This is a genomic window from Paracoccus actinidiae, assembly GCF_030863885.1.
Lineage (GTDB): Bacteria > Pseudomonadota > Alphaproteobacteria > Rhodobacterales > Rhodobacteraceae > Paracoccus > Paracoccus everestensis.
Genome location: NZ_CP132956.1, coordinates 4,229,221 through 4,252,130 on the forward strand (window position 1 = coordinate 4,229,221; position 22,910 = coordinate 4,252,130).

Annotated in this window: 17 protein-coding genes, 2 pseudogenes and 1 other annotated feature; of the genes and pseudogenes, 12 read left to right on the top strand and 7 right to left on the bottom strand. The window is 59.5% G+C overall.

The features are described 5' to 3' along the window. Nucleotides 1–301: 301 nt before the first annotated feature. Nucleotides 302–2,992, bottom strand: coding sequence for an IS66 family transposase (gene tnpC, locus Q5701_RS20955; protein WP_306752874.1), 2,691 nt, complete (start codon nt 2,990–2,992; stop codon nt 302–304). 459 nt (nt 2,993–3,451) lie between these two features. Then, complete coding sequence (locus Q5701_RS20960; RefSeq protein WP_306752875.1) at nt 3,452–4,084, bottom strand: tyrosine-type recombinase/integrase; 633 nt, start codon at nt 4,082–4,084, stop codon at nt 3,452–3,454. A gap of 254 nt (nt 4,085–4,338) precedes the next feature. Here Q5701_RS20960 and Q5701_RS20965 point away from each other — a divergent pair, with 254 nt between their 5' ends. The 4 genes from Q5701_RS20965 (at nt 4,339) to Q5701_RS20980 (ending at nt 6,548) form a co-directional block, all read left to right on the top strand. Further along, entirely contained in the window at nt 4,339–4,638 is a 300-nt protein-coding gene (locus Q5701_RS20965) for a nucleotidyltransferase family protein (protein ID WP_306752876.1), read from the top strand. A 35-nt stretch (nt 4,639–4,673) separates the two neighbouring features. Continuing rightward, nucleotides 4,674–4,976, top strand: a complete 303-nt coding sequence (locus tag Q5701_RS20970; RefSeq protein ID WP_306752878.1) for a HepT-like ribonuclease domain-containing protein — start codon at nt 4,674–4,676, stop codon at nt 4,974–4,976. Between the two features lie 286 nt (nt 4,977–5,262). Continuing rightward, entirely contained in the window at nt 5,263–5,703 is a 441-nt protein-coding gene (locus Q5701_RS20975; RefSeq protein ID WP_306752879.1) for a GNAT family N-acetyltransferase, read from the top strand. A gap of 143 nt (nt 5,704–5,846) precedes the next feature. After that, nucleotides 5,847–6,548 (top strand): ZinT family metal-binding protein, encoded by a 702-nt coding sequence (locus tag Q5701_RS20980; protein WP_373568581.1) that lies wholly within the window; start codon nt 5,847–5,849, stop codon nt 6,546–6,548. Nucleotides 6,549–6,791: 243 nt separating this feature from the next. Here Q5701_RS20980 and Q5701_RS20985 read toward each other — a convergent pair whose 3' ends face one another. After that, the gene (locus Q5701_RS20985; protein WP_306755461.1) at nt 6,792–7,229 is read right to left on the bottom strand and encodes a UPF0149 family protein; all 438 of its coding nucleotides are present in this window, start codon (nt 7,227–7,229) and stop codon (nt 6,792–6,794) included. 71 nt (nt 7,230–7,300) lie between these two features. Between Q5701_RS20985 and Q5701_RS20990 the strand changes: the two are divergent. After that, nucleotides 7,301–8,239, top strand: a pseudogene (locus Q5701_RS20990) (IS3 family transposase); the annotation flags it as partial. Next, nucleotides 7,588–7,704 (top strand) — a sequence feature (AL1L pseudoknot). Its footprint overlaps the pseudogene before it by 117 nt. A 185-nt stretch (nt 8,240–8,424) precedes the next feature. Here the strand turns inward: Q5701_RS20990 and Q5701_RS21000 are convergent. Further along, nucleotides 8,425–9,483, bottom strand: coding sequence for an SDR family oxidoreductase (locus Q5701_RS21000; RefSeq protein WP_444875284.1), 1,059 nt, complete (start codon nt 9,481–9,483; stop codon nt 8,425–8,427). Nucleotides 9,484–9,672: 189 nt separating this feature from the next. On the opposite strand from Q5701_RS21000, the gene Q5701_RS21005 reads away from it, so the two are divergent. After that, nucleotides 9,673–11,343, top strand: coding sequence for an alpha-amylase family protein (locus tag Q5701_RS21005; RefSeq protein WP_306752880.1), 1,671 nt, complete (start codon nt 9,673–9,675; stop codon nt 11,341–11,343). Nucleotides 11,344–11,405: 62 nt separating this feature from the next. Here the strand turns inward: Q5701_RS21005 and Q5701_RS21010 are convergent. Beyond that, nucleotides 11,406–11,495: pseudogene (locus tag Q5701_RS21010) on the bottom strand (hypothetical protein); the annotation flags it as partial. Nucleotides 11,496–11,608: 113 nt separating this feature from the next. Beyond that, nucleotides 11,609–11,821, bottom strand: a complete 213-nt coding sequence (locus Q5701_RS21015; protein WP_306752881.1) for a hypothetical protein — start codon at nt 11,819–11,821, stop codon at nt 11,609–11,611. Between the two features lie 371 nt (nt 11,822–12,192). Between Q5701_RS21015 and Q5701_RS21020 the strand changes: the two genes are divergently transcribed. From Q5701_RS21020 to Q5701_RS21045, 6 genes are all read left to right on the top strand, one after another. Further along, entirely contained in the window at nt 12,193–12,765 is a 573-nt protein-coding gene (locus Q5701_RS21020; RefSeq protein WP_306752883.1) for a recombinase family protein, read from the top strand. 246 nt (nt 12,766–13,011) lie between these two features. Then, a complete protein-coding gene (locus Q5701_RS21025; protein ID WP_306752884.1) occupies nt 13,012–13,851 on the top strand; it encodes an OST-HTH/LOTUS domain-containing protein in 840 nt (279 codons plus the stop codon). 291 nt (nt 13,852–14,142) lie between these two features. Further along, on the top strand, nt 14,143–14,490 hold the full coding sequence (locus Q5701_RS21030; protein ID WP_306752885.1) for a helix-turn-helix domain-containing protein: 348 nt from the start codon (nt 14,143–14,145) through the stop codon (nt 14,488–14,490). Then, the gene (locus tag Q5701_RS21035; protein WP_306752886.1) at nt 14,477–15,082 is read left to right on the top strand and encodes an IS630 family transposase; all 606 of its coding nucleotides are present in this window, start codon (nt 14,477–14,479) and stop codon (nt 15,080–15,082) included. The genes Q5701_RS21030 and Q5701_RS21035 overlap by 14 nt, the downstream gene beginning before the upstream one ends. 229 nt (nt 15,083–15,311) lie before the next feature. Next, nucleotides 15,312–16,532 carry a pyridoxal phosphate-dependent aminotransferase gene (locus Q5701_RS21040; RefSeq protein ID WP_306752887.1) on the top strand — a complete coding sequence of 407 codons (1,221 nt, stop codon included), beginning with the start codon at nt 15,312–15,314 and terminating at the stop codon, nt 16,530–16,532. Between the two features lie 14 nt (nt 16,533–16,546). Further along, nucleotides 16,547–17,233, top strand: a complete 687-nt coding sequence (locus Q5701_RS21045; protein WP_306752888.1) for an RraA family protein — start codon at nt 16,547–16,549, stop codon at nt 17,231–17,233. 264 nt (nt 17,234–17,497) lie between these two features. On the opposite strand, the gene Q5701_RS21050 is transcribed toward Q5701_RS21045, so the two are convergent. After that, the gene (locus tag Q5701_RS21050) at nt 17,498–22,744 is read right to left on the bottom strand and encodes a peroxidase family protein (protein WP_306752889.1); all 5,247 of its coding nucleotides are present in this window, start codon (nt 22,742–22,744) and stop codon (nt 17,498–17,500) included. Nucleotides 22,745–22,910 lie beyond the last annotated feature (166 nt).

A 22,910-nucleotide genomic window follows, 5' to 3' on the forward strand; every position in this document is an offset into this window, starting at 1 on the left:
AGTAGGCGTTCGGCGCCGCTTGCACGGTAGCTCTGAGTGTGAGGCCTCTCTAGTCCGACGATCGGGGTCTTCCCCTTTACCATATATGAGGTTCACATGACGCAGGAACGAACCAACTCACTCCGGCAGCGGACAATCAAAGACATGCGCATCCGCGGCATGGGCAAGAAGGCTCGGCAGGCCCAGACTCGTGCCCGTCAAGAAGTTAGCGCGACCGCTTTGCGGAAAAGATCGTGTACGACAAGGTCGCTCAAACGGCCCCTCCTGAACCGCCGCTAAACTGAGTCCATGTAATACTTGATCAATCCTTTATACCAAGTATTTCGGCCTCTCGCCCGTCCGACATAAAGAACTCCGAGACGCACTGCCCTCGTCGCTTAAGTGTCTCAGATAGGCTTAGTAACGTCAAATACTCGCCTATCCCTTCTTCAGTCGACGATCCGAGGATTACTCTTCGCAAGAACGCAAATCGTTTTACGCCATTTTCAGCGATGTTGTTGTTCCACGCTACTCCATCGTGGTTAAGAAATTCAAATAATTTGGACTGGTTTTTTCGGAGCCGCCCCCGAAAGGCCGCAGCAACATCGGATTCTTGTGGCGACATGGAAAGATCACCAAAAAAAAGTTCTACATCGTGCCGGTGTTTGCGCAGATAACGCTTCTTTAGTCCGTACGTATCGATGGTCTTGACGATAGGCCTGAGCACGGCGGTGAAGCGCTGAGCTAAATCATGTAGGCTGTCGTCCAGTGGATTTTTGTGTAGATCATCATTTATGTCTCTGATTAGATGCACAAGGCATTTTTGCTGGGAACAAGGAAGCGAGTCGTAGGCAGCATAAAAATCGGACACCAACACACCTTTAAAATCTCCTAACATCTTCTTCAGAAATTCTCCTTCGCGAGTTGGCCGGTAGACGTATAAAATAGAATCGGCAGTTGAGAATACCCACACATACCCACTGCCGCCAACATACTTAACTGTGGTTTCGTCTGCGTAAATCACCGGTCCTTTGACCAGCTCCGCCAGTAATCTGTCGTATAGAGGCCCCAGTCGCTGAGCAGTTACCTTCTTGAAACTTGAAGATAGCGCACGCCGGACGCTTAAGCCAAATAACTCTCTTGCTTCTTCGACTATTTCTCCATGCGATTGACGTAAACCAATGTTTTTGTAAACGCACCAACCTATGAAACCCGATCCGTATTTAGAATGCGGTCGATCGATCCCCTTCAAGTTTGTCGAGATCTTTCCGCACGCACGGCACCTAAAGTCTGCATAGTTATGCTTGACGATCCATTTCTTTATACCACTTCTCGTGCGCTTTAGGTCATAAACAGTTTTCGACAAGTATCTATGGGTGTATGGCCTTTGCGTCGTGCAATGTGGGCAAGCGGCAAGAGCAACGATATTGATTTCCTTGTTCGGCCTCCCTTCCAACACACCGTTCCTTGCCTCGCGGATGAGCGCCTTCCTTACGAGAGGGCTTGTACGAACCTGCACTTTTCGGCGCTGATAGTCGAAATAAGCGGCTTTGTTGATGACGTGCAGATCCGGAAGCACGAAATCGACCTCGCCATATTGGCGGGACACCAAAGGAATCAATGAGGCAACATCCACGACCCTCCCTGACCCTCCACGCGCTAGTAGCTCGATGGAACTTACCACCAGGCGTAGAGCGGAGCAGTCATCGTAATTGTAGGTCAGAAGGCGCTGCATCCCCTCTCTGGTGGGATTTTGTTCCCATCGTTTCCGCCATACAATGCTTATCGCACCTCCCGAACCTTTTTCCGTCCATTGAAACCCAAGGTATGTGGCAATTTCTTTTAGGCTGTTGGAGTACACCGGGAAGTAGATTTGCGAATATACCGAGCTTAGAACGTTTACCAGGTTTGATTGCAAGCGCTCCACTTCAGCCCCATCACCACCGTAACGCCTCACCATTCGGCGAACATATCTCCGCTCAAAGTCGCCATAATGGTAGATGGGACACGATTTCCTTTCAGTCACTAGCGACAAAAGCTGCAACCATATCTTCGACTCCTCGGATTCGTCATTTGCCCAGAACTGGTCACATCTGGGCTCTACCCCTGTTGTGTCTAAAACGCCCACTAGATAATAGAAGTCTCTGTCCGGGTCGCACTCTACGTCGAAATAGAGCCCGGCTTGACTATGTGGCGCAAGATCTTCTTTGGTGACGTATATTTTTCCTGTCCTTAGGGCTATTGCCTGTAGCGCCAAGTTATGTTTGGGCTTCGCGGGTCGTGACCGCCTTTTCGGCGGACGATAGGTGTAGGAGTATTGGGCAATTGTCGTTATTCCACGGGCCTCGAGACTGCTAATCTCACGTGGGGAAAGCCGCGGAAGCAAGGTGAGACAGTCTCGCTCCTTAGCCTGCTCGCGACAAAGACGAGAATACACGCAGGCATTACAATGGGCATTGAGTGCGGTCTTTGGAGGGGTGGTTTGCCGCTTTAGGCTGCCTACTTCTTGAAGGATACGTTCGGCTTCCGCAGAAAAGGTGGCGAGCGAAACGAAAGTCTGAGAATAGTTATTACCGTGAATGATCTTTGCTTGTGGGATCGCGGTATCGAACTGCCTTCCAAGCGCAACTGCTTGTGCAGCGATCTGCAGCTTCTCTAACCTAGTTATTTTTTCTCCGTAATGAAACGCCACCGGAATTAGCTCCAGAATCGACTTGGCGTCTCGCTGATACTTCTGTACAGCGTCAATCCGGAAGTTTAAATAGCCATAACTTGCCAAAACTCCAGGATAATAGCCTATTCCGCCGGAACCTGTTGTTAAGGCGGTGTCGCACTGCATTTGGCCAAGCTTAGTAAGTCGGGCGCATATTGTCTCCTTGTATTCTGCAGATCGTTCCAAATGCCATTCATGTACAGCATTTGATTCACCCTCCTGCTTGGCAATCCCAAGGAAAGCTTTGGATTCGCAGGTGATGTAATCACCTAAGAGCCAATCGTCAGTAACCTTGGTCATCTGTGGCCTCTTGCCTAGTTCAGGCAGGAGAATATTCTGGTGGTGGGACCACGCAGTCAAGCGTCTGGTGCCGAAAGATTAGTTTCTGAAGATTGATCTTAACCGCGAGACCGATATCAGTTCGCCGTTAAAGTATACAGCATAGTTGTCACCTTCTTCGCCTAACGAACTTTTGGCAGCATCTACCGGGTTCCTGCAATAATTGCCTATGGAACTCCCCGCTCTTACATTTGCGGCGCAATACGATAACAAGGGTAATTCTCTTTTAGAATGCAGGCGGTAGACCTCCCGCCAGTTGGCTACCAGCAGGAAGATGGCGCGGTACGCCTTAGCCTCGATCAACCTCGCGCAAATTCTAAGACTGAAGGGCGGCTATGGAGATGTTGCGGCATAGCGCCAGCCAAGGTCAACTGGCCGCGGCGGGCCGGCCGGCAGGAAATCTGTCGGCCGGATTCCGGACTAGAGATCTATCCCTTCTGACAGCGTCAGCGCATCGTCGAGGTCGACGCCGAGGTATCGAACAGTGCTGTCCATCTTCGTGTGTCCTAGCAGCAGTTGTACGGCCCGCAGGTTGCCCGTCTTCTTGTAGATCTGCGCCACCTTCGTCCGGCGCATCGAATGTGTGCCATAGGCGCTTGGCTCGAGACCTATCGACGAGACCCATTCGCGTAGGATGCGCGCATATTGGCGCGTCGACAGATGCGCACTGTGGTGGAGACGGCTGGGCCAGAGATACTCCAGCCCAAGCATCTCCGGATCTGCGATCCAGCATTCAAGCGAGTGGCGTGTCGTTTCGGTGATTTCGAAGCGGACCGGCTTGCCTGTCTTGCTATGGGTAACGGAGGCCCGCTGCTTCACCCTTCCAGCTGCAAAAACGTCCCGGACCTTCAGGCAGACCAAGTCGCAGCCTCGAAGCTTGCTGTCGACAGCCATGTTGAACAACGCCAGGTCGCGTCGGTTGTTCGCCATCTCCAGGCGGACCCGGATCGACCAGACGTGTTTCGGCAGCAGCGGGCGTTTCTGGCCGATGACACGCCCCTTGTTCCAGGCAGGACGTTCAGGCCGGAGCGCAGGGAGAAGATCAATGGACATGGTGTTACCTCCTGTCCTCCTGCCCCACCCTGACTTCGGATGATCCGACAGTCTCAATGCTATCACGAGATTTCCGAGTCGTTTTGTGTAGCCTCACGGCGATGCGGCATGGCGATTGCGGCAACCTGCACAAACAGTCGTTCATGCTACTCTCAGCGAACAGAGAGCCTGGCGACCTGATGCCTCCCGAGGGCGTGATCACGGATTGGATGTCGCCACCAGATCGCCTATATTAGTCGTAGGAGAACCTTGTGATGCAGAGCCAGACGCCATCCCAAGCCCTGCAACAGGGGCGCAGCCTGATCCGTGAACTTGCGGTCCGGCATCGCACGGCCAATCCCCGGGTGTTCGGTTCCGTTCTGACAGGCAGGGATCGGGCGGACAGCGACTTGGATGTGCTAGTCGAACCTCTGCCGGAGACCACGCTCTTCGATCTGGGAGGCTTGCAGGATGCGCTGGAAGAAGCACTTGGCGTTCGGGTCGATGTGAAGACCCCGATGGACCTGCCTCCGCATATCCGTGCGGAAGTCCTGCGGCAGGCGCTCCCGGTTTGAGAGCAGACAATCGGCTTCCAGACTACATCCTGCAGATGGTGACAGCAGCGGCCGATGCCCTCACCTTTACGGAAGGCATGTCCGAAGAGGATTTCCTAGCTGATCTGCGGACGCAGCGCGCCGTGGTGATGAGCCTGATGATCGTTGGAGAGGCCGCGAGCCGGATCGTATCGGATCACCCTGACTTTGCGGATGCAAAGACTGCGATCCCATGGCGCGGTATCCGTGGGATGCGTAACCGCATCGCCCATGGGTATTTCGACATCGACCTGCATGTCGTCTGGACCACAGTGCAGACTGAACTGCCCGCGCTCATCAAGCATCTATCTCAGCCATAGTCGGGCCACAGCAGCCAAAGGGGCGGTAGTCACGAGAACTGCCCAGCTACCAAACCCAGCAGCATCTGGGCGGTAAGCTGCCTGACATATGCGCAGCGCCAGCCGCAGGACATTCTGCAGAAGCCACCATTCGCCGTTGCTTCAAGTAGTCATAGGTCAACGCCGGTGCCGCCGGTCTACTGAGCTCTTTGCAGTCATTCGGGGCCTCGATTAGGCTTCCGTTAATCTGTGAAGCTCTGGCGTCCCAAGCCTTGGGCGCGGACTTGCTATGATAAGGATAGTGCTGATGTCAGTCACGGTTCGTCCCCTGCGCCCTGCCGACGAAACGGAATGGAGAGCGCTTTGGAAGGCATACTTGGAGTTCTATGAAACATCGGTGTCGGATCAGGTCTACTCGACAACATTTGGCAGGCTTGTAGATCCGGCTGTTTCGACTCAGTTTGGCTTGATCGCAGAGGCGAATGATCAAGCCATTGGCCTTGTTCATGTCATCCTTCATCCGCACAATTGGCGTGTCGAGGATGTTTGTTACCTTCAGGACCTTTATGTGGTTCCGGAAGCTCGCGGCACCGGAGCGGGGCGTTCTCTGATCGAAGCGGTTTACGTGGCGGCGGATGCCAATGGCACGCCTTCGGTCTACTGGCTCACGCAGGAGTTCAATACGTCAGCACGACAGCTTTACGATCGCGTCGCGAAAGTAACGCCGTTTATCAAGTATCAACGCTAAGAGCCGCACTGGTCACGCCTTGCGCGACAAATGCGACGGACAGGAAAGTCCCGCATCCAAACTGTTGCATATTGTTATAGTATTACATATCGGTTAGCCGGTGAACTGTGACGCCCCTGTTGCAGATATAAGGAAGTTGGAACATGACGATGAAATTTGTCACACGCACCGGGTTGTTGGCTGCAGCGGGGTCGTTGCTGCTCCTGACGGCACAGGTTCAAGCGCAGCAGCCAAATACCCCCACAGGCTCGGCACATACACACGATCATGACCATCTCCACGCTCATGGCCATTCACATGATCCTGTCTCCCAAGACATCCGTCGCGGCATCTTCGAGGACGCGCAGATCAAGGAGCGTACGCTTTCGGATTGGGAAGGCGATTGGCAGTCGGTTTATCCTTATCTGCAGGATGGCACGCTGGATGTTGTCATGGAACACAAAGCAAAGAACGGGTCGAAAACAGCGGAAGAGTACCGGGCCGAATACGAAACCGGCTATCGCACCGATGTCGACCGGATTGTCATCGACGGCAGCAGCGTGACCTTCCATGAAGGTGATCAGGTCATAACGGGGATGTACGAAGACGATGGCTACGAGATCCTTACTTACAAGGCCGGCAACCGAGGCGTCCGCTACGTCTTCGAGAAGGTCGAGGGCGATGACGCGGCCCCTGACTTCATCCAGTTCAGCGATCATGGGATCTTCCCGGAGGACGCAAGTCATTATCACCTGTATTGGGGCGATGATCGGGCGGCGCTGCTTGAAGAGGTCACCAACTGGCCGACCTACTATCCGTCTTCCTTGAGCAGCGAAGAGATCGCTCAGGAGATGCTGGCGCATTAACGCCTGCCATACATATCAGGGGCGCGCCTGATCAACGCGCAAGTTTTTCAGCTGACAGTAAAAGACATCGCTGCACGTTTTCTTATGACGGTCTGCTTCGTCCGATCGCTGCCCCGATGGCCAACCCTGATCTAGCCGCTGCAGCAAACCTGAATGGCTGCTTTGGAGAAGCTGCAGTGCAGCAGGTTGCTCCCCCCGGTCGGCAGCTTAGGGCCGAACCTGCTCGGTCGTGTAACAATGATCCTACTGCCTCAAAGCATGGCGACGAACGATCCAAGACGGTAGTATGGCGCGCAAGGCTGCGCTCTCGGCACCTTGGGCAATCGACTCGACCTCACGCAGAACGCGCTTGTCGTCGGCCGCCAGCGATTTCTCCCGCCAAGAGCGCGGGCAAGCAGACACGAGATCGGAAAATCCGGTCGACCAATCCTGCAAGCCTTTCGAGTCGAAGGTGGCAAGCCATCCCGCCACGATCTTGGCATCACTGGCTCCGTCACTGGCAAGCTCGGCTTGTATCGTCACAAAGCCAAGCAGCTGGTTGACCGACCCCTCCCCCGGAAACTCAATCCCGCCCAGGAGCGGGCCCAGCCATGCCTCCGGAGAAGGCTCTCGAGGCGCCACGGCAAGGGCCACGAGATGTCCTTGAAGATAGGCTTCAGTTATTCCGGCATGCTCAAGCAGCGCGCCGACCTCCCCACCAGCTGAACCGCCCCGGGTTTACCGGAGAGTAAAACACTCAAAGGATGAGCCCTATGTCAAAGCCGAGATTCACCCCCGCCTATCCGGCCGAGCTTCGCGAACGCGGTGTTCGGCTTTTCCGAGAGAACCGTGGCGACTATGCCAGCGACACGGCTGCCTACAGGGCGATCGCGCCGAAGCTTGGCTGTTCGCCCGATAGCCTACGCGTGTGGTGCCAGCAGGCTGAACGTGATGCCGGTCAGCGCGGCGGCCTGACGAGCGCGGAGAAGGACCGGATCAAGGAACTGGAGCGCGAGGTCCGTGAATTGCGCCAGGCCAATGAGATCCTGAAGAAGGCGAGCGCATATTTCGCAGCGGCGGAGCTCGACCGCCCGTTCCGCAGATGATCGCGTTTATCGATGATCACCGTTGTGTCCATGGTGTCGGGCCGATCTGCCGGGTTCTGGGGATCGCACCATCGACATTCTACAGCTTCAAGGCTGGGGAGCGAGACCCCGCCCTGGCATCGGATCGGGCCAAACAGGATCGCCTCGACCTGGCTGCCATCAAGGAGGCCTTCGATGACAGCCGGGGCCGTTATGGCGCGCGCAAGGTCTGGCACCAGTTGCGCCGCGAAGGGCACGATATCGCTCGCTGCACGGTGGAGCGGCTGATGAAGGCGATGGGATTGCAAGGCGTTGTGCGCGGCAAGAAGGTGGTCACGACCAATCCCGATACCGCCCAGCCATGCCCGGACGACAAGGTGAACCGGGCCTTCAAGGCAGACATGCCGAACCAGCTCTGGGTCAGCGACTTCACCTATGTCTCAAGCTGGCAAGGGATGGTGTATGTCGCCATTCGTCGGGAAAACAGTCCACTGGACTGTTTTCTGACCCTCCTCATTCATCGACGTCTTTGCCCGGAAGATCGTTGGCTGGCGCGTCTCAACCTCGATGACGACCGGTTTTGTTCTCGATGCCCTGAACCAAGCCATCTGCCAGAGGGCACCATCCGACCATTCGTCGGGAAAACAGTCCACTGGACTGTTTTCTGACCCTCCTCATTCATCGACGTCTTTGCCCGGAAGATCGTTGGCTGGCGCGTCTCAACCTCGATGACGACCGGTTTTGTTCTCGATGCCCTGAACCAAGCCATCTGCCAGAGGGCACCATCCGAGGCTGACAAGCTGATCCATCATTCAGACCGCGGCAGCCAAGGCGATCTCAACCGGTCGTCGCAACACCCTTTTGAAGGAGGTTGCCATGGCAAGGGGCAAGCGAAGATCAGAGCGCTGCACGAGAGCGGCGCTGCATTCACCCGGGCGTCCTGGCGTTGCGCGTCGAGAAGAACGGTTGCAGTTTTGGTGATATGCGGTCACACGGGTTCGCGCGGCGTCGCCAAATCGACCCGAAGCGCCATAGTCCCGGGCATCGTCCATCGGCTCGAACAGGTTGTCGGGCCGGTCCCGGGCTGGCTCGTCGGTCTGCTGGCCGGAATAGCCATTCCGCGCCAGAACATTGTCCACGATAGCTGGAACAGCGGCATCGCCCAGGATCGCCTGTACGGCTGAACCAGCCAGCCAGACTTCTCTTGGGGCCTGGAGGGCTGCACGATACACGGCCTTGGCAATCGCCTCGGGCTTGTGGATGGGCGGCACCGGCTGAGCACGATGCGGCATCTTGTTGCGCGCCCAGTCGAACTGGGGAGTGTTCACGGCAGGAAGATGAACCTCTGTCAGACGCACCGGACTTTGTTCATGGATAAGCTCGGCCCGCAGGGCATCCAGGAACCCACGGGTTGCAAACTTGGCCGCGCAATAGGGTGCCTGCAGCGGAATGCCGCGATACGCCAAGGCCGAACCGATGCTGAGGATTGTGCCGCTTCCCTGGTGCCGCATGTGGCGCAAGGCAGCCTGCGTGCCGAATACCTGGCCTAGGTAGGTCACTTCGGTCACACGGCGGAACTCTTCGGGCGTGACATCGGCGACCGGTGCCAGCACTGTTGCCATTGCGGCGTTGATCCACAGGTCGATCCGCCCCCAGTGGTCTACGATGGCATTGGCCGCCTTGTCGATGGCTGCTGCATCAGCGACGTCAGCGGGCAGGACCAGTGCTTCACTGTCTCGCGCCTCGACATCAGCGCGCGCGCCATCCAGACCTGCACGGCCGCGCGCGATCAGCCCGACGCGCCAGCCGTGGTCTGCAAATTCCCGCACGACCGCCCGACCGACCCCGGCCGAGGCGCCGGTAATGACCACGACGCGACTGTCCCCCATGCTCCCGCTCATGCGATTTCTCCCTTTCCGCTGTCTTGCGCAACGTCTTGGGCGACAACGGGTTCGGGCGTGCCGGCCGGTCCCTGTGGTGAACCGATCCCACAGCCATAGCGTTCGACGGCAGATCTCTCGCCCAGGGCACCGACGCATTGCGTGGAGAAAGGAGCCTGCATGGATATCAGCCGCACGGGCGACGTCTGGTGGAAGAATGCTGTCTTCTACTGCCTCGATGTTGAAACCTTCCAAGACAGCAATGGCGACGGCATTGGCGATTTTGCCGGTCTGACGCGCCGCATCGACCATCTGGCGGGATTGGGCGTGACCTGCATCTGGCTGATGCCCTTCTATCCCACAGCGAACCAGGACGACGGCTATGACGTGACCGATTATTACGGGGTGGACCCGCGGCTGGGAACGCTGGGGGATCTGGCGGTTTTCCTGCGCACCGCGCGGGACCGGGGGATCCGCGTGATCGCGGATCTTGTCGTCAACCACACGTCGGACCAGCATCCCTGGTTCGCTGCGGCTTCCGCTGACCGAAATTCGCCTTATCGTGATTGGTATGTCTGGCGCGACGCGCTCCCGCCGAACGGGTCGGACGACCTTGTCTTTCCAGACAAGGAGAACAGCAACTGGGAATGGCACGAGGCCACCAGCCAGTTTTACCTGCACCGCTTTTATCGCCACCAGCCCGACCTGAACATCGGCAATCCTCGCGTGCGCGACGAGATCCACAAGATCGTCGGCTTCTGGCTGCAACTCGGCCTGTCTGGCTTTCGCGTCGATGCCGTTCCCTTCCTTCTGGAAACCCAAGGGCAGGACACTCCCCCGGAACTGGATCTCCACGACTGGCTGCGCGATCTGCGCAGCTTCATCACTCGCCGCTGCGGCGACGCTGTTCTTCTGGGCGAGGTCAACCTGCCCTACCAGGAAGTCCGGCGCTTTTATGGCGACGAAGACGGCGGCGAATTGAACATGTGCCTGGACTTCAACATGAACCAGGCGCTTGCCCTTTCTCTGGTGCGAGAGGACGCGGGTGCCCTGGTCCATTGCCTGCGGGCGATGCCGCAGCTCCATCCCGACGACGGCTGGGCGCAGTTCGCGCGCAACCACGATGAGTGGTCGCTGGACAAGCTGACCGAGGCCGAGCGCCAGGAGGTGTTCCGCGCCTTCGGTCCCAAGAAGGACATGCAACTGTTCGGCCGCGGTCTACGCCGGCGCATTCCCACCATGCTGAAGGGGAACGCCGATCACATCCGGCTGGTCTACAGCCTTGTCTTTGCGCTGCCGGGCGCACCGGTCCTGTTCTACGGCGAAGAGATCGGCATGGCCGAAAACCTGGACATTCCCGGCAGACTGAGCGTGCGCAGCCCGATGCAGTGGTCTGATGACCCGAATGGCGGCTTTTCGACGGCACCCGAGGACAAGCTGTCCCGCCCTCAGGTCCCCAGCAGGAAATGGGCTCCGGGCGCCATCAATGTCTCCGCCCAGGAACATGAGCCGGATGCGATGCTGACCTGGATGCAGCGCCTGATCCGCCGCCGGCGCGAGATGCCCGAGATCGCGTTCGGCGAGTGGAGCTTCATCCCCTTCCCTGATGCCGAGATCTTCGCGCTCCGCTACACCTGGAACAGCCGATCCGTCCTGCTTTTGCACAATCTGAGCAAGCGGCCCAGCAGATCCCAATGCCGGCCGGACAGCGCGGAGGCTTGGGGTAGGCTGGCGACCATCCTCGGGAGCGGGCCGTTCGACCTGGCCAAGGACGGCACCTTGAGCATCGACCTGCCAGCGCATGGGACATTGTGGCTGCGCGTTCGCCCACGGGTGGATGGTGGGCTCTGACAACGGCAGTGCCTGCTTGCCATCCGACGCGGTTCGAGAAATCGTGGACATGTAGTGGGCATGTAGAGCGCCTTGCGGAGGATCTTGCGCCTGCCTTGGACGAAGGCATTGCAGCGCCACTGGCCGGATTGTCGTGCCATCGGCGCAAGGCCTGCGAAACTGGCATCTGCTTCCCAGTCGTAGTCTGTTCCTAGCTCTTTTCGCTACCCTCACCGATCTCATTCCGCCCAACAAACGCGCGTGAGGCGACGAAAATATAGCCGCCTCATGAGATCTGCAGATACAGTAATAGACAGCCGCTGTCGGGATAGTGGGTAGGTGTTGCGGGTTCGACCGGGTCGGGCGCGAGCGCCGAGGTCCGTCCAAGCAGCTCCTCCAGGACCAAGCGCAGCTCCATGCGGGCAAGCGGGGCACAGGGGCAGAGATGGATGCCGACCATGCCGCCCGACTGCATCGGTGCAAACAGTGTCGCGGGCATGGGCCTGGAACATCGCCGAATTGTCGCTGTCTACCAGACGCTCTTCTGCCAGGCACGGCTGCCGACAGGTGTCAGGCGCCTACCTACCCTTAACTTTTTGTCCAAAAACTGTGTCTGGAAATCAGGCGTCCAAAATCCGCTCTTCGGTTGCGACCTAGACATGCCTGCCTGAGAGATAGCTGCAGAGGTATAGGATAGACGACAGCCGTGGCGTTCTGCCGCCTGGTAGCCTCGGATCGGGCTCTACGTCACCTTCGGGCACACCCATAGGTTGCGATCAAATGTGACAGCCCAGAATGTCACAAATGCCTGGCAAAAAGGTGCTTGTGACAGTATCAGCAGATCAGCCACCCTAATGTGACAAATCACCCATGCCCTGGATCGGATACGCTCGCGTCAGCACATCGAGTCAGGATCTCGACATTCAAAAGGCCAGCCTCAAGGCGGCAGGCTGCGAGATCATTCGGGCCGAGACAGGATCCGGGGCATCCCGCGACGGTCGCAGCGAACTGGCAACCGTTCTGGAGTTTATGCGCGCGGGCGACGAGTTGGTCGTGCATCGTCTCGACCGCCTTGGCCGGTCCACCCGCGACGTGCTGAACCTGGTGCACGAGTTGGATGCCAAGGGGGCGTCACTTCGCGTCCTCGAACCCGAAGTCACCACGGCCGGGGACATGGGCCGGATGCTCATCACCGTTCTCGGCATGGTGGCTGATATGGAGCTGAAGTTCATTCGTGATCGTCAGCGCGCCGGTATTGAGGCGGCGAAGGGCAAGGGCGTCTACAAGGGACGGGAGAAGCGGGTGGACGATGCGAAAATCCGAAAGCTCGCATCGGACGGCGTTTCCAAGGCCCGGATCGCCCGCGACCTCGGCGTGTCCCGGATGACGGTCTATCGGGCGCTTCATGCCGGAAGCAGCAATGCAGATATGGAAATCCGGTGAGTCCAGCGGCCGCTTTGCGGACAGAGCGGACGTTCGGTATTGTTGCTTGGTCGCCGTTTGCAGCCAGCGTAAAATCGTCACGGAGGATAGAAAATGGTCATTCGCCGCAGCGTGAGCGACGGGCCGGTTTGGGTCCGGACATCCGCATATCTCCTGCGCAATCAATCGCCCGCACTCCGTTGACCGACGGCACGGTCTTGGGCACCATGGCGGGTGCATGGCCAAGCAGACCAGTAAGGAGATTGGATGACGCTGCATGACGAGGGCCTGCCAGCGGCACGACATGCAGTCGAGCACCTGTTCGGGCAGTGCCTTCTTCGGTTGCAGGCCAACGAACTCCTGATGAAGTCGATGGTGGCAGGGCATCAGCTTTCGGCCCCCATGACCGGCGCAAAAGAAGCTCAGGCCGATCGCGCGGCCGAGACAGGGCGGAAAACCATGGGATCGCTGGTCAACGAAATGCTGGGCTCCTTCCTCGTGCGCGAGGGCCAGGAGGGGATGTGCAAAGACCGGGAGGATGCCCCATCCATAGCCTGGAAGTTTATGATTGCCTTCCCCGCCGAGGAATTCGCCCGCATAGAGACCGAGCACCGCAACCTCGTCCTGCTGCGCAATACGCTTGCCCATCAATTCCTGGAGCAACATAACCTGCGGACCGTCGGCGGCTGTCGTGCTGCGCAGAAGACTCTTACAAGGACTTTGGATCGCATCACCCGAGCTTCCGAGGAGCTGCGCTGCTGGGCGAGCGATATGAAGCGGTCCCGCCAAGTCCTTGCCGATTATCTTGCCTCACCTGATTTTGAGGATTTTTTTGTTCATCGCCGTATTCCTTGGCACATCACGACCATCAACAAGGCCTTGCATGAGGCCGCGATGGAACTGGCAAGCGGTGACTGGGCATCCGTCGACACAGCCATCAGCTGGATCACGAAGCGCTACCCCGAAGAGCAGCCTGAGAGCTATGGATGCCGGAGTTGGCGGCAGGTCATTCATGAAACAGGACGTTTCGACCTACAGGTCCGCAAGGTCGATGGCCGCTCCCAAGCGTGGTATCGCCCACGCAATCGAGTGTCGGCCCAGCTTTGACGATGTGTTTGCAGTGGTATGCCCGCAGAGCCATCCCATAGGACGTAGAGCGGTCATTCGCTGCTGGCGCACATACCCGAGATTGCGCACGGACCCGTAGCTGCAACTGCATTGTGATCGACAATCTTGCGCATGGGCTGAACGACTGCTCAGGGCTCTTCGCATTATTATGCCAGCCTCGGACGCTAGAGCGTGTCGCGGGCATCGAGATTCAGGATTCCCAGCTTGCCTATGATGTGCTTCCCTTGTGCTGAGGCAGGTATGGGGGGTCTGATGGGCAAGCCACATCCAATGGAGCTTCGGACGCGGGTCGTCGCCTATGTGGACGAAGGCCACGGCCATCGTGAGGCGGCCCGGCACTTTCGAGTGTCGCCCAAATTCGTTAACGATCTGGTGAAGCTGCGGCGCGAGACCGGGTTGTTGACGCCCAAGCGGCAAGGCAATGGCGGCGGATACGGGAAGCTGGCAGGCGTAACCGATTGGCTCAAGGCGCGTGTCACCAAAAAGGGCGAGATCACGCTCAACGAATTGGTGGTCGAACTGGACAGAACCCACGGCATCGCCGTGCACCGTGCCACCGTTTGGCGGGTGTTGCGCGGGCTCGGGCTGACACACAAAAAAAGCCTTGCAGGCGCTTGAACAGAAGCGCCAGGACGTCGCCGCTCTGCGCCATGCCTGGATCGGGAGACGCCAGCCTTTCATGGCCAACCATCTGGAGCGATTGGCGTTCATCGATGAGACCGGGATCAAGACGAACATGGCCAAGACCACCGGCTGGGCGCCTTGTGGGCAGCGCCTCGTCGATCATGCGCCGTTCGGACATTGGCGGAGCCAGACCTTCATTGCAGCTCTGCGCCATGACCGGTTGGACGCGCCTTGGGTGATCGATGGCGCAATGAACGCCGAGATGTTCAACCTTTATACCAAAACCCAGCTGGTCCCGACGCTCAGGGCTGGCGACGTTGTCATTCTGGACAACCTTTCCAGCCACAAGAGCCCCGCCGCGGCGGCAGCACTGCGCGATGTCGGCGCGTGGTTCCTGTTCCTGCCGCCATACAGTCCTGACCTCAACCCGATCGAAATGGCTTTCGCCAAGCTCAAGGCGCTGATCAGAAAAGCTGCCGCACGAACCTACGATCAACTATGGGCTGCGGTCGGCCAGGTCTGCGATCTGTTCTCCGACGAGGAATGCTACAACTACTTCAAAGCCGCAGGGTATGAGGCCGATTGAGTGCAACAGGCTCTAATGCACTTGTTCCCAAGGCAGTGCAAAGAAGTGATCGTTCCTTCTCTCTAAAGAAGCGCTTTTACGATACAAACGGTGCGATTTGATGATCCCACTACAGCGAACCTCATAACAAACAATTCCTTTTAGGAATATAATTGTAGTAAAAAATATCGCTTTTTTTATCATTCGATTCGCCGCACTTTCCTTGTCACATTGTGGAAGGAGAGGTCCTATGAGCGTTCAGCTCAATAAACGCGTGATCCGGCTGAAGCCCTCGGCAAGTATTGCTGCAAAGCAAAAAGTGACTGAACTTCAAGCTGCCGGACGCCGCATCATTGACCTGACCATTGGGGAGCCCGACTTTGACTCGCCTCAGCACGTCATTGAGGCGGGCATCGATGCGATGACGAGCGGGAAGACCCACTACACCCCGACTCCAGGCATTCCTCAACTTCGCAAAGCGATCGTCGAGAAATTCCGGAACGAGAACGGGCTGGATGTGTCGCTGGAAAACGTGATCGTTGGGACCGGCGCCAAGCAGCTTATCTACGAGGCGTTCGCAGCAACTGTCGAAGAAGGGGTAGAGGTCATTATTCCTGCCCCCTACTGGGTGTCGTACCCGGACATGGTGGAGTTGAACGGCGGGACGCCCGTGATTGTCCCGTGCCCGGAAAGCAAGGGGTTCAAACTCACTCCAGAAGCACTGGAAAAAGCAATCACCCCGAATACCCGTTGGGTCGTGCTGAACGCACCGAACAACCCTTCTGGCGCTCTTTACTCAGTTGAAGAACTAGAAGCCCTTGCTGAGGTCCTGAAGCGCCATCCGCATGTCGCCGTGATGAGCGACGAGATTTATGAGCACATCGTTTACGATGGTGCGGAAGCTGTCACGCTGCTGAAGGTCGCGCCCGAACTGGCCGACCGGATGCTTGTCGTCAACGGCGTCTCAAAAGCATACGCGATGACAGGTTGGCGTCTTGGTTACGCCGCTGGGCCAAAGGAACTCATTGGCGCCATTGCCAAGCTCATTGGGCAGAGCACGACGTGTGCCAGTTCGATCAGCCAGATTGCTGCAGTCGCCGCGCTGACTGGTGACCAGTCCTGCGTGGCGAAAGCAACCGACCTTTTCCGGCAGCGTCGCGATCGGATGGTCGAAATCCTAAAGGACGCGCCTGGTATCGATGTGACCGCTCCGGCTGGTGCCTTTTATCTTTACCCTTCGGTTTCCGGAATGATCGGGCGCACGACCCCGGCCGGCAAGGTTCTGGAAACAGATGTCGATGTCGCATTCTACTTTCTGGAGGAAGCAGGTGTCGCGGTTCTTGATGGCTCTGCCTACGGAATGTCGCCCTACATCCGCCTGTCCTTTGGAACCTCAATGGATGAGGTCGAGGCCGGTAGTCATGCCCTCCGGGAAGCCTGTGTGAAGCTGCAACAACTGGAGAATGTCTGATGACATCGAACAGTATGACGATTGACGAACTGATTGCCGGTTTCAAGAAAACGGCGACTGCCAACATCAGCGATAACCTGGATCGCTTGCCCGGCTTTGTCGGAATCCGCCCTTATCATCGTGTGAATGGAACGATGGTTGGCCGGGCCATGACTATTCGCGTAGCGGCCGGGGACAATCTGTATGTCCACAAAGCTCTTGATCAAATGCGTCCCGGAGACGTCCTTGTCGTTGATGCCGAGGGCGCGACAAATCGGGCCATCATTGGCGAAATCATCACGACTCTGGCCGAAACCCGCGGTGCTGCCGGCTTCGTCATCGACGGCGCCATTCGTGATCTGGGCACCATCGCTGCCAACGAGTTTCCGTGCTTTGCCCGCGAGGTGACGCATCGGGGGCCTTATAAATTCGGGCCTGGCGCAATCAATATCCCGGTGACCATCGGCGGCCAAGTCGTCAATCCGGGAGATATCGTCGTAGGTGACGAAGACGGGGTTCTGTCCTTCCCTGTCGAGGGTGCAGAAGACCTCTTGTCAAAGGTGCGTGCCCACGAGGCCCGCGAGGTGGAAATCCTCATGTCAACGTCGGTGCAAAACCCGGCCACGCGGCGGCGTAAAACCAGGCCAGGTGGCGGTGGCCTGCGCCATGGCGCGCGCGCTTACCATAGAGCTGGCGCGTGCCATGGCGCATTGGCCCCTTAGGGCCTGAACAATCTCCAGCCTATTCCGTCGGGCAGCTTCTGCCTCGCGTATTCTGGCACGAGATGCATCTTCAGGTAGAAAAGACATAACAACCTCCACCAATTTGTCACGAAGCACCACTGTTTGAAGTTCAGTTCAGTTTGATGAAATCTGACAACTTTTATTGGAAAGGCAGCGACATACCGCCGCAGCATGTAGTATCGCTGCGGCTGTAATTGCTGTCGATTTCTAACGCAGAGATTGCTGGCGAAGCCTGCCCCCCTTCTAGACCAGCAGGAAGTCCGTCTGGTTGACGTTGGCCAGGGCCATCCCCAGCAGCCGGATGCTGTCCGTGGTGTTGCCGAACTGGATCAGCACGTCCGCGCCGTCCTGGTCGATCAGCACCGTCTGATTGAACTGGACCGTGGTGGTGATGCCCATCGAACGGATGTCGATCAGGTCCTGGCCGCCCGTGGGGTTGCCGTCGAAGCCTGTGATCCTGTCGCTGCCGTCCCCGACGTTGAACACGAAGACATCACTGCTCGCACCGCCGTTCAAGGCGTCATCACCTAGGCCGCCGACGACTCGATCGGAGCCGCCCGCTCCGCCGATCGTGTCGTTCCCTGTGCCACCCTCCAGCGTCTCGGCGCCGCCATTGCCGGTGATGGTGGCGTTCCCAATGCCGACGAAACGCACGACCTCGACATTGGCGCGGTTCGTGTAGGTCAGGGCCGACACCTCGACTGTGTCGGTACCGCCACCGACCACCTCGGTCACCACGTCGGTGGCGACGTCCAGCCTGTAGGTATCGTTACCGCCTTCGCCAACCATCCTGTCCGTGCCGGTTCCGCCGTCGAGAACGTCATCGCCGCCACCGCCAATCAGTTGGTCGTTGTTGCCCAGGCCTGACAGGGTGTCGTTGCCCGTCCCGCCCCGGATCGTGTTGACGAGCGCATTGCCGGTCCCGGTGAAGGCCCCGGCGCCGGTGAAGGTAAGCCGCTCGAGGTTGGCCCCTAGGGTGTAGTCGTTGAGCGTGGTCTCCACCGTGTCCGTGCCGGCTCCCGTCGCCTCGGTCACGGTATCAACAACCGCGGCGTCATCGCCGACGACGTAGGTGTCGTTCCCGCCGCCGCCTGCCATGTTGTCTGTCCCGAGGCCGCCATCGAGGCGATCTGCCCCTCCCCCTCCGACGAGGCTGTCGTTGCCGGCGCCGCCCGTCAGATTGTCGTTGCCGCCGCCGCCGTCCAAGGTGTCGTCGCCGCCCAGCCCAAACAGGGTGTCGTTGCCGTTGCGGCCTCCGGCATTGTCGGCGCCCGCTGTGCCGGAGAAGTTGTCGGCCAGGAGGGGATCGGTGCTGTTGCTGCCGACGAACAGGTCGCCCACGACGTCGGTCGGCGCCGAAATGCGCGTTTCAGCATTGCCCTGGTTGTCCTGGAAGTTCGCTACAACCCGGACCTGACGGTTCACCTGCGTTTGGCCGGGCGTGAAGCTGACTCCGGTCGCGCCCGCGATGCTGGTCCAGACTCCGCTGATAAGCTCCTGCCACTGCCAGGTCACGCTTGCCAGGTTCACCCCACCGTTCGGGTCGGTGATATCACCCAGCGAGGCCGTTAGGACCGCGCCTTCGGTGGGCGTGTCGTCGCTGACGAGCGGCGTTCCGACGGCCGCGGAGTTGGCCGTGAGCACCATGGTCCCGTCGAGGAAACGGACCTCCTCAATGTTCCAGAGCGTGTCCACTCCGTCTGCTTGGGTACCGCCGACATGGGCAACTCGATAGGAGCCGTTGGCGTTCCGAGTTACATCGTACTCAACCGAGGCAAAGCGATAGACTGCCGCGTCGGTGTCCCCGGTCCCATTGGCCGCGAGGATCTCGCGCACGATGCCGAGCTGGCTAGGCCTGATCGTGCCGGCGAACAGAAGATCCTGAATTTGGGTCATGCTGGTGACGTTGCCGAAGTCCCGGCCCGGCACAGTCGCCGCCACGCTGATGCGCACGTTCAGCCACTTGTCGCCGTCGATGATGTCATCGCCGCCGCGGCCGGTGATAATGTCGTCGCCGTCCCCGCCCAGGATGATGTTTCCGCCGGCGAAGCTGGTAGCTCCGGCAGGCAGAAGGGCTGCCAGCCCGCTGATCAGGCCGATATTGGTGAGAACGCTGCCCTGCTGGCCCGCCAGGGGCAGCGTGGCGGCGGTTTCCTCGTCCCCGAGCAATTGGTCGTTGCCGGCCGAGCCCGACAGTCCCTCGACCTCGGCGTAGCGATCGAGCGCGGTATCTTGCGAGGGCGGAAGCGGCGTCTCGTCGAAGGCGGGCAATGTCAGGTCGGCCCGGACGGTGGCCAGATTCTTGTAGGTGACCCAGTCATAGCCCGACATGCCCTCATTGCGGTTGATGCCGAAGCTGCCCACCATGATGTCGTCGCCGCCCTCGGCCACGAACTCGTCGAAGCCGCCGTTTCCGAAGAACACGTCATGGCCGATCACGTTGTCACGGCCGAAGGGGTCGAAATTGTCGCCGGGCGCGCCGTCCTGGGTCCCGACCTCGATCCAGTCGTTGCCTTCGTTGCCCTGCATTCCCTCGTTGGCGGTCGTGCCGAGGATGAAGTCGTTGCCGCGGCCGCCGAAGACCTCGGAGATGTCCTCGCCGGTGACGATGAAGTCGCTGCCATCGCCGCCGATGATCAGGTTGATGCCGTTGCCGCCCTGAATGACGTCGTCGCCCGCCTCGCCCTTGATGACGTCGTCGCCGCCCAGGTCGGTGATTATGTCGTTGCCGGCGCCGCCCATGATGTTGTCGTTGCCGAAGCCGCCCTCGAGCCGGTCGTTGCCGCCGTCGCCCCACAGCGCGTCATCGCCTTCGCTCGCGATCAGGATGTCGTTGCCGTCGGTGCCGCCCAGCACGACGTGCTGATCGCCGGTGTAGCGCAGGTAGTTGGTGTCCACCCCCGACGTGGCCGGGTTGTTGCGGATGACCAGCGGGGTGAGGATCGAGCCCCCGGTCGGATCGGCGTTGCCCAGACCATCATTGAACTGGTTGGCCCGGCTCACCTCGAGGACGAGGCCCGGGGTCGAGAACACGTCGGCCGGGAGGTGCCTGAGCCCGGTGCCCTCCGTGTTCTTCATGATGAGTTCGGCGAAGGAGTTGTTCTCGAGCTCGTTGAGGAAGTTGGTCCCCGCTAGGCGGGCCAGGTAGTAGAAGCGATCGCCGTTCTGCAGCGCCTCCATCTGGTTCTCGAAGACGAAGCCAAAGGTCGAGCCGAGCATGCCCCCGAAGGGCATGGTCTTCTCGGCCAGGCCGCCGACCCAGAAGTCCACGTTGTCCAGCCCGCCGAGCCTGGTGGCGTAGGTTCCCTCGGCGTTCAGGAAAGCCTGCCGGTCGGCCTCGTCCAGCGAGGCATGGCCGAACACGAGATTGATGGCTGCCTCACGCTTCCCTGCCACCGTGGTCTGTGCCGTGATTGTGACGTGGGTGCCGTAGGCGGCGATGAAGTTGATGATGGACGCTTCGTTCTTGAGGTTCGCCGCAAAGTCTACCCAGCTCGTGTAGGGGGTAAGCTGGCTGTCTTGTGTCATGGCGAAGAACTGCCGGCGGGCCTCGTTCAGCGACGGGATCCCCGCGTCCCGGCCCCGCGCGATGTTGAGCGTGGCGAGGTCCAGCGGCAGGCCTAGCAGGTTGTTGCGCACGTCGCCGGTCACGAACTCGTCGATCTCGTTGCCGACCTGCCGCGTCATGCCGCGCACGATCTGGGCGGTCGCCTCCTCGGCCGAGATGGTGCCGTCCTTATTGAACTCGATCGGGTTCAGGAACGCTTCGATCAGGCCGATGCTGCTGTCGTTGAAGCTACCGTCGAGCCGGTCGATCGAGTTGCTCAGCATCGAGTGACCGAAGCGGTAGACCGTGTGCGCGAACTCGGCCACGATGGAGGGATCGACCGTGGCGTCATAGCCGGTAGGAGCGATGAAGACGTCGACCTGCGGCGCGATCTTGCGGGCGAATTCCTCGAAAACGAGGTGCTGGTACTGCATTTCGGTGGTGAAGCGGGCCGCCTGGAAGAGGCGCTCGCCGTCCCACTGCAGGGCTTCGATCGCGGCCGGGGTCGTGGGTATCGCGGTTACGTCAGCGGTCAGCCACTGGTTGAGGAATGCCACCGCGTCCGGCTCGGTGCTGCCAAGCAGCAGCTCCTTGATGTGGCCGACCATGCGGTTGTGCTCGGCGTGGAAGATCGTATGCACCGCGGTCAGGCCGATGTTCTCGTTGCCGCGTCCGTCGCCTGTCGAGAAATGCGCGTCGAGCAGTTCGTCGTCGTACTGGCCGGCGGCGACCGTTCCGGGTGCGTTCACGATGTTATCGGAGTCAGCGACCTTCATCGTGCCATTGGTATTGCGCGGACCAGCCGCATGGGCAATGTCGTCGAGCGCCGCATGCCCAGTGCGGAAGGCGTTGGCCGGGACCGTGACGCCCAAGCCGCCATTCGCGGCCGGGTCTCCCTCCACGAGGCCGGTTGGGGTGACGATCTGCACGAAGCCGTTAGGTCCCCGCAGGAAATGTCCGTACTGGTCCGTCGCCAGGAGGGGCAGGTTGGTCACATCCGCGTCGGTGAGCTGGATGCCCAGCAGATCGGCCGCCTGCGTCTTGACGTCGCCCCAGGTGGCCAGCCCGCCGGCGTCGCCGTCCAGGAACTCGCCCGTGGCCACGGGCCTGCCGTCCGATCCCAGCACATATTCGCGCAGCAGGACCTGGTGCGAGGCGTGGGACGTGTAGGTCTGGTTCTGGTCCACGAAGGAGGTGGTCTGGTTGACAGTCGTGTCGTCTTCCGTCCCTATGACTCCGTCAGCGCCGGGGCTGCGCGTGGCGCGGGTCAGCACCATGAAGTTGTTGGGGCTTCCCGCGACATAACGGGGGTCGTCTGGCATCAGTGGGACGAACACGGTGCCGTTGCCACCCTTGTTTACCAGATCGAGCCCGTGGTCGAAGAACTGGCCGAACAGCGTCATCCATGAGTTGAAGGGCGCCGACAGGCCAAGGTCCGGCGCGACGTTGGGGATCTCGTAGTCTGGATTGTTCGGGATGGCGACGTCGTCTGCGGTGCCGGGTCGTCCGTCGGCGCCCCAGGGGTTCTCCCCGGCGGCGATCGCCGCGGCCGGGTTCCCCGAGCTGTTGTCAACGATGAGGTTGCTGATGACCCGGATGCTCGGGTCCCACACGTTGCCATTCGTCAGATAATCCCCGTTCAGCGCAGGTGCGCCACCAGGACCATCCGGATCATAAGACCCCACGTTGCGGTAGCTCGGATCAGTGAGGCGGGGGAACTCCTCGTCGGCGGTCCCGAGAAACTGCTGCCCTGGCAGCAGGTTGTTGAAGCTGCCGTCCACCGTGCGCACGCCGAGGCTCAGGACCGGGCTGGGGACAAGGGTCGTGAGTGGCGTTCCCCCAGTGCCCGCGCCGTTGGTGCCGAACCCGGTCCAGGCATTCTGCTCGGACAGTTGGACCTGCGCCATGATGAAGTCCAGATCGCTTCTGATCAGCGTAACCATCTTCACTCCTCCCTGAACGGAGGCGCATGCAGATGGCACGCCACAGCCGAGCCCCGGATGCGGCGTCAGATCACCTGAAGCCCCTCACCGCAATGTTACACCTCCGGACAGAGGCGCAGAATGAGTAGAACTACTCATACTGCGGCGCAGGATGGAGCTCCTGTCC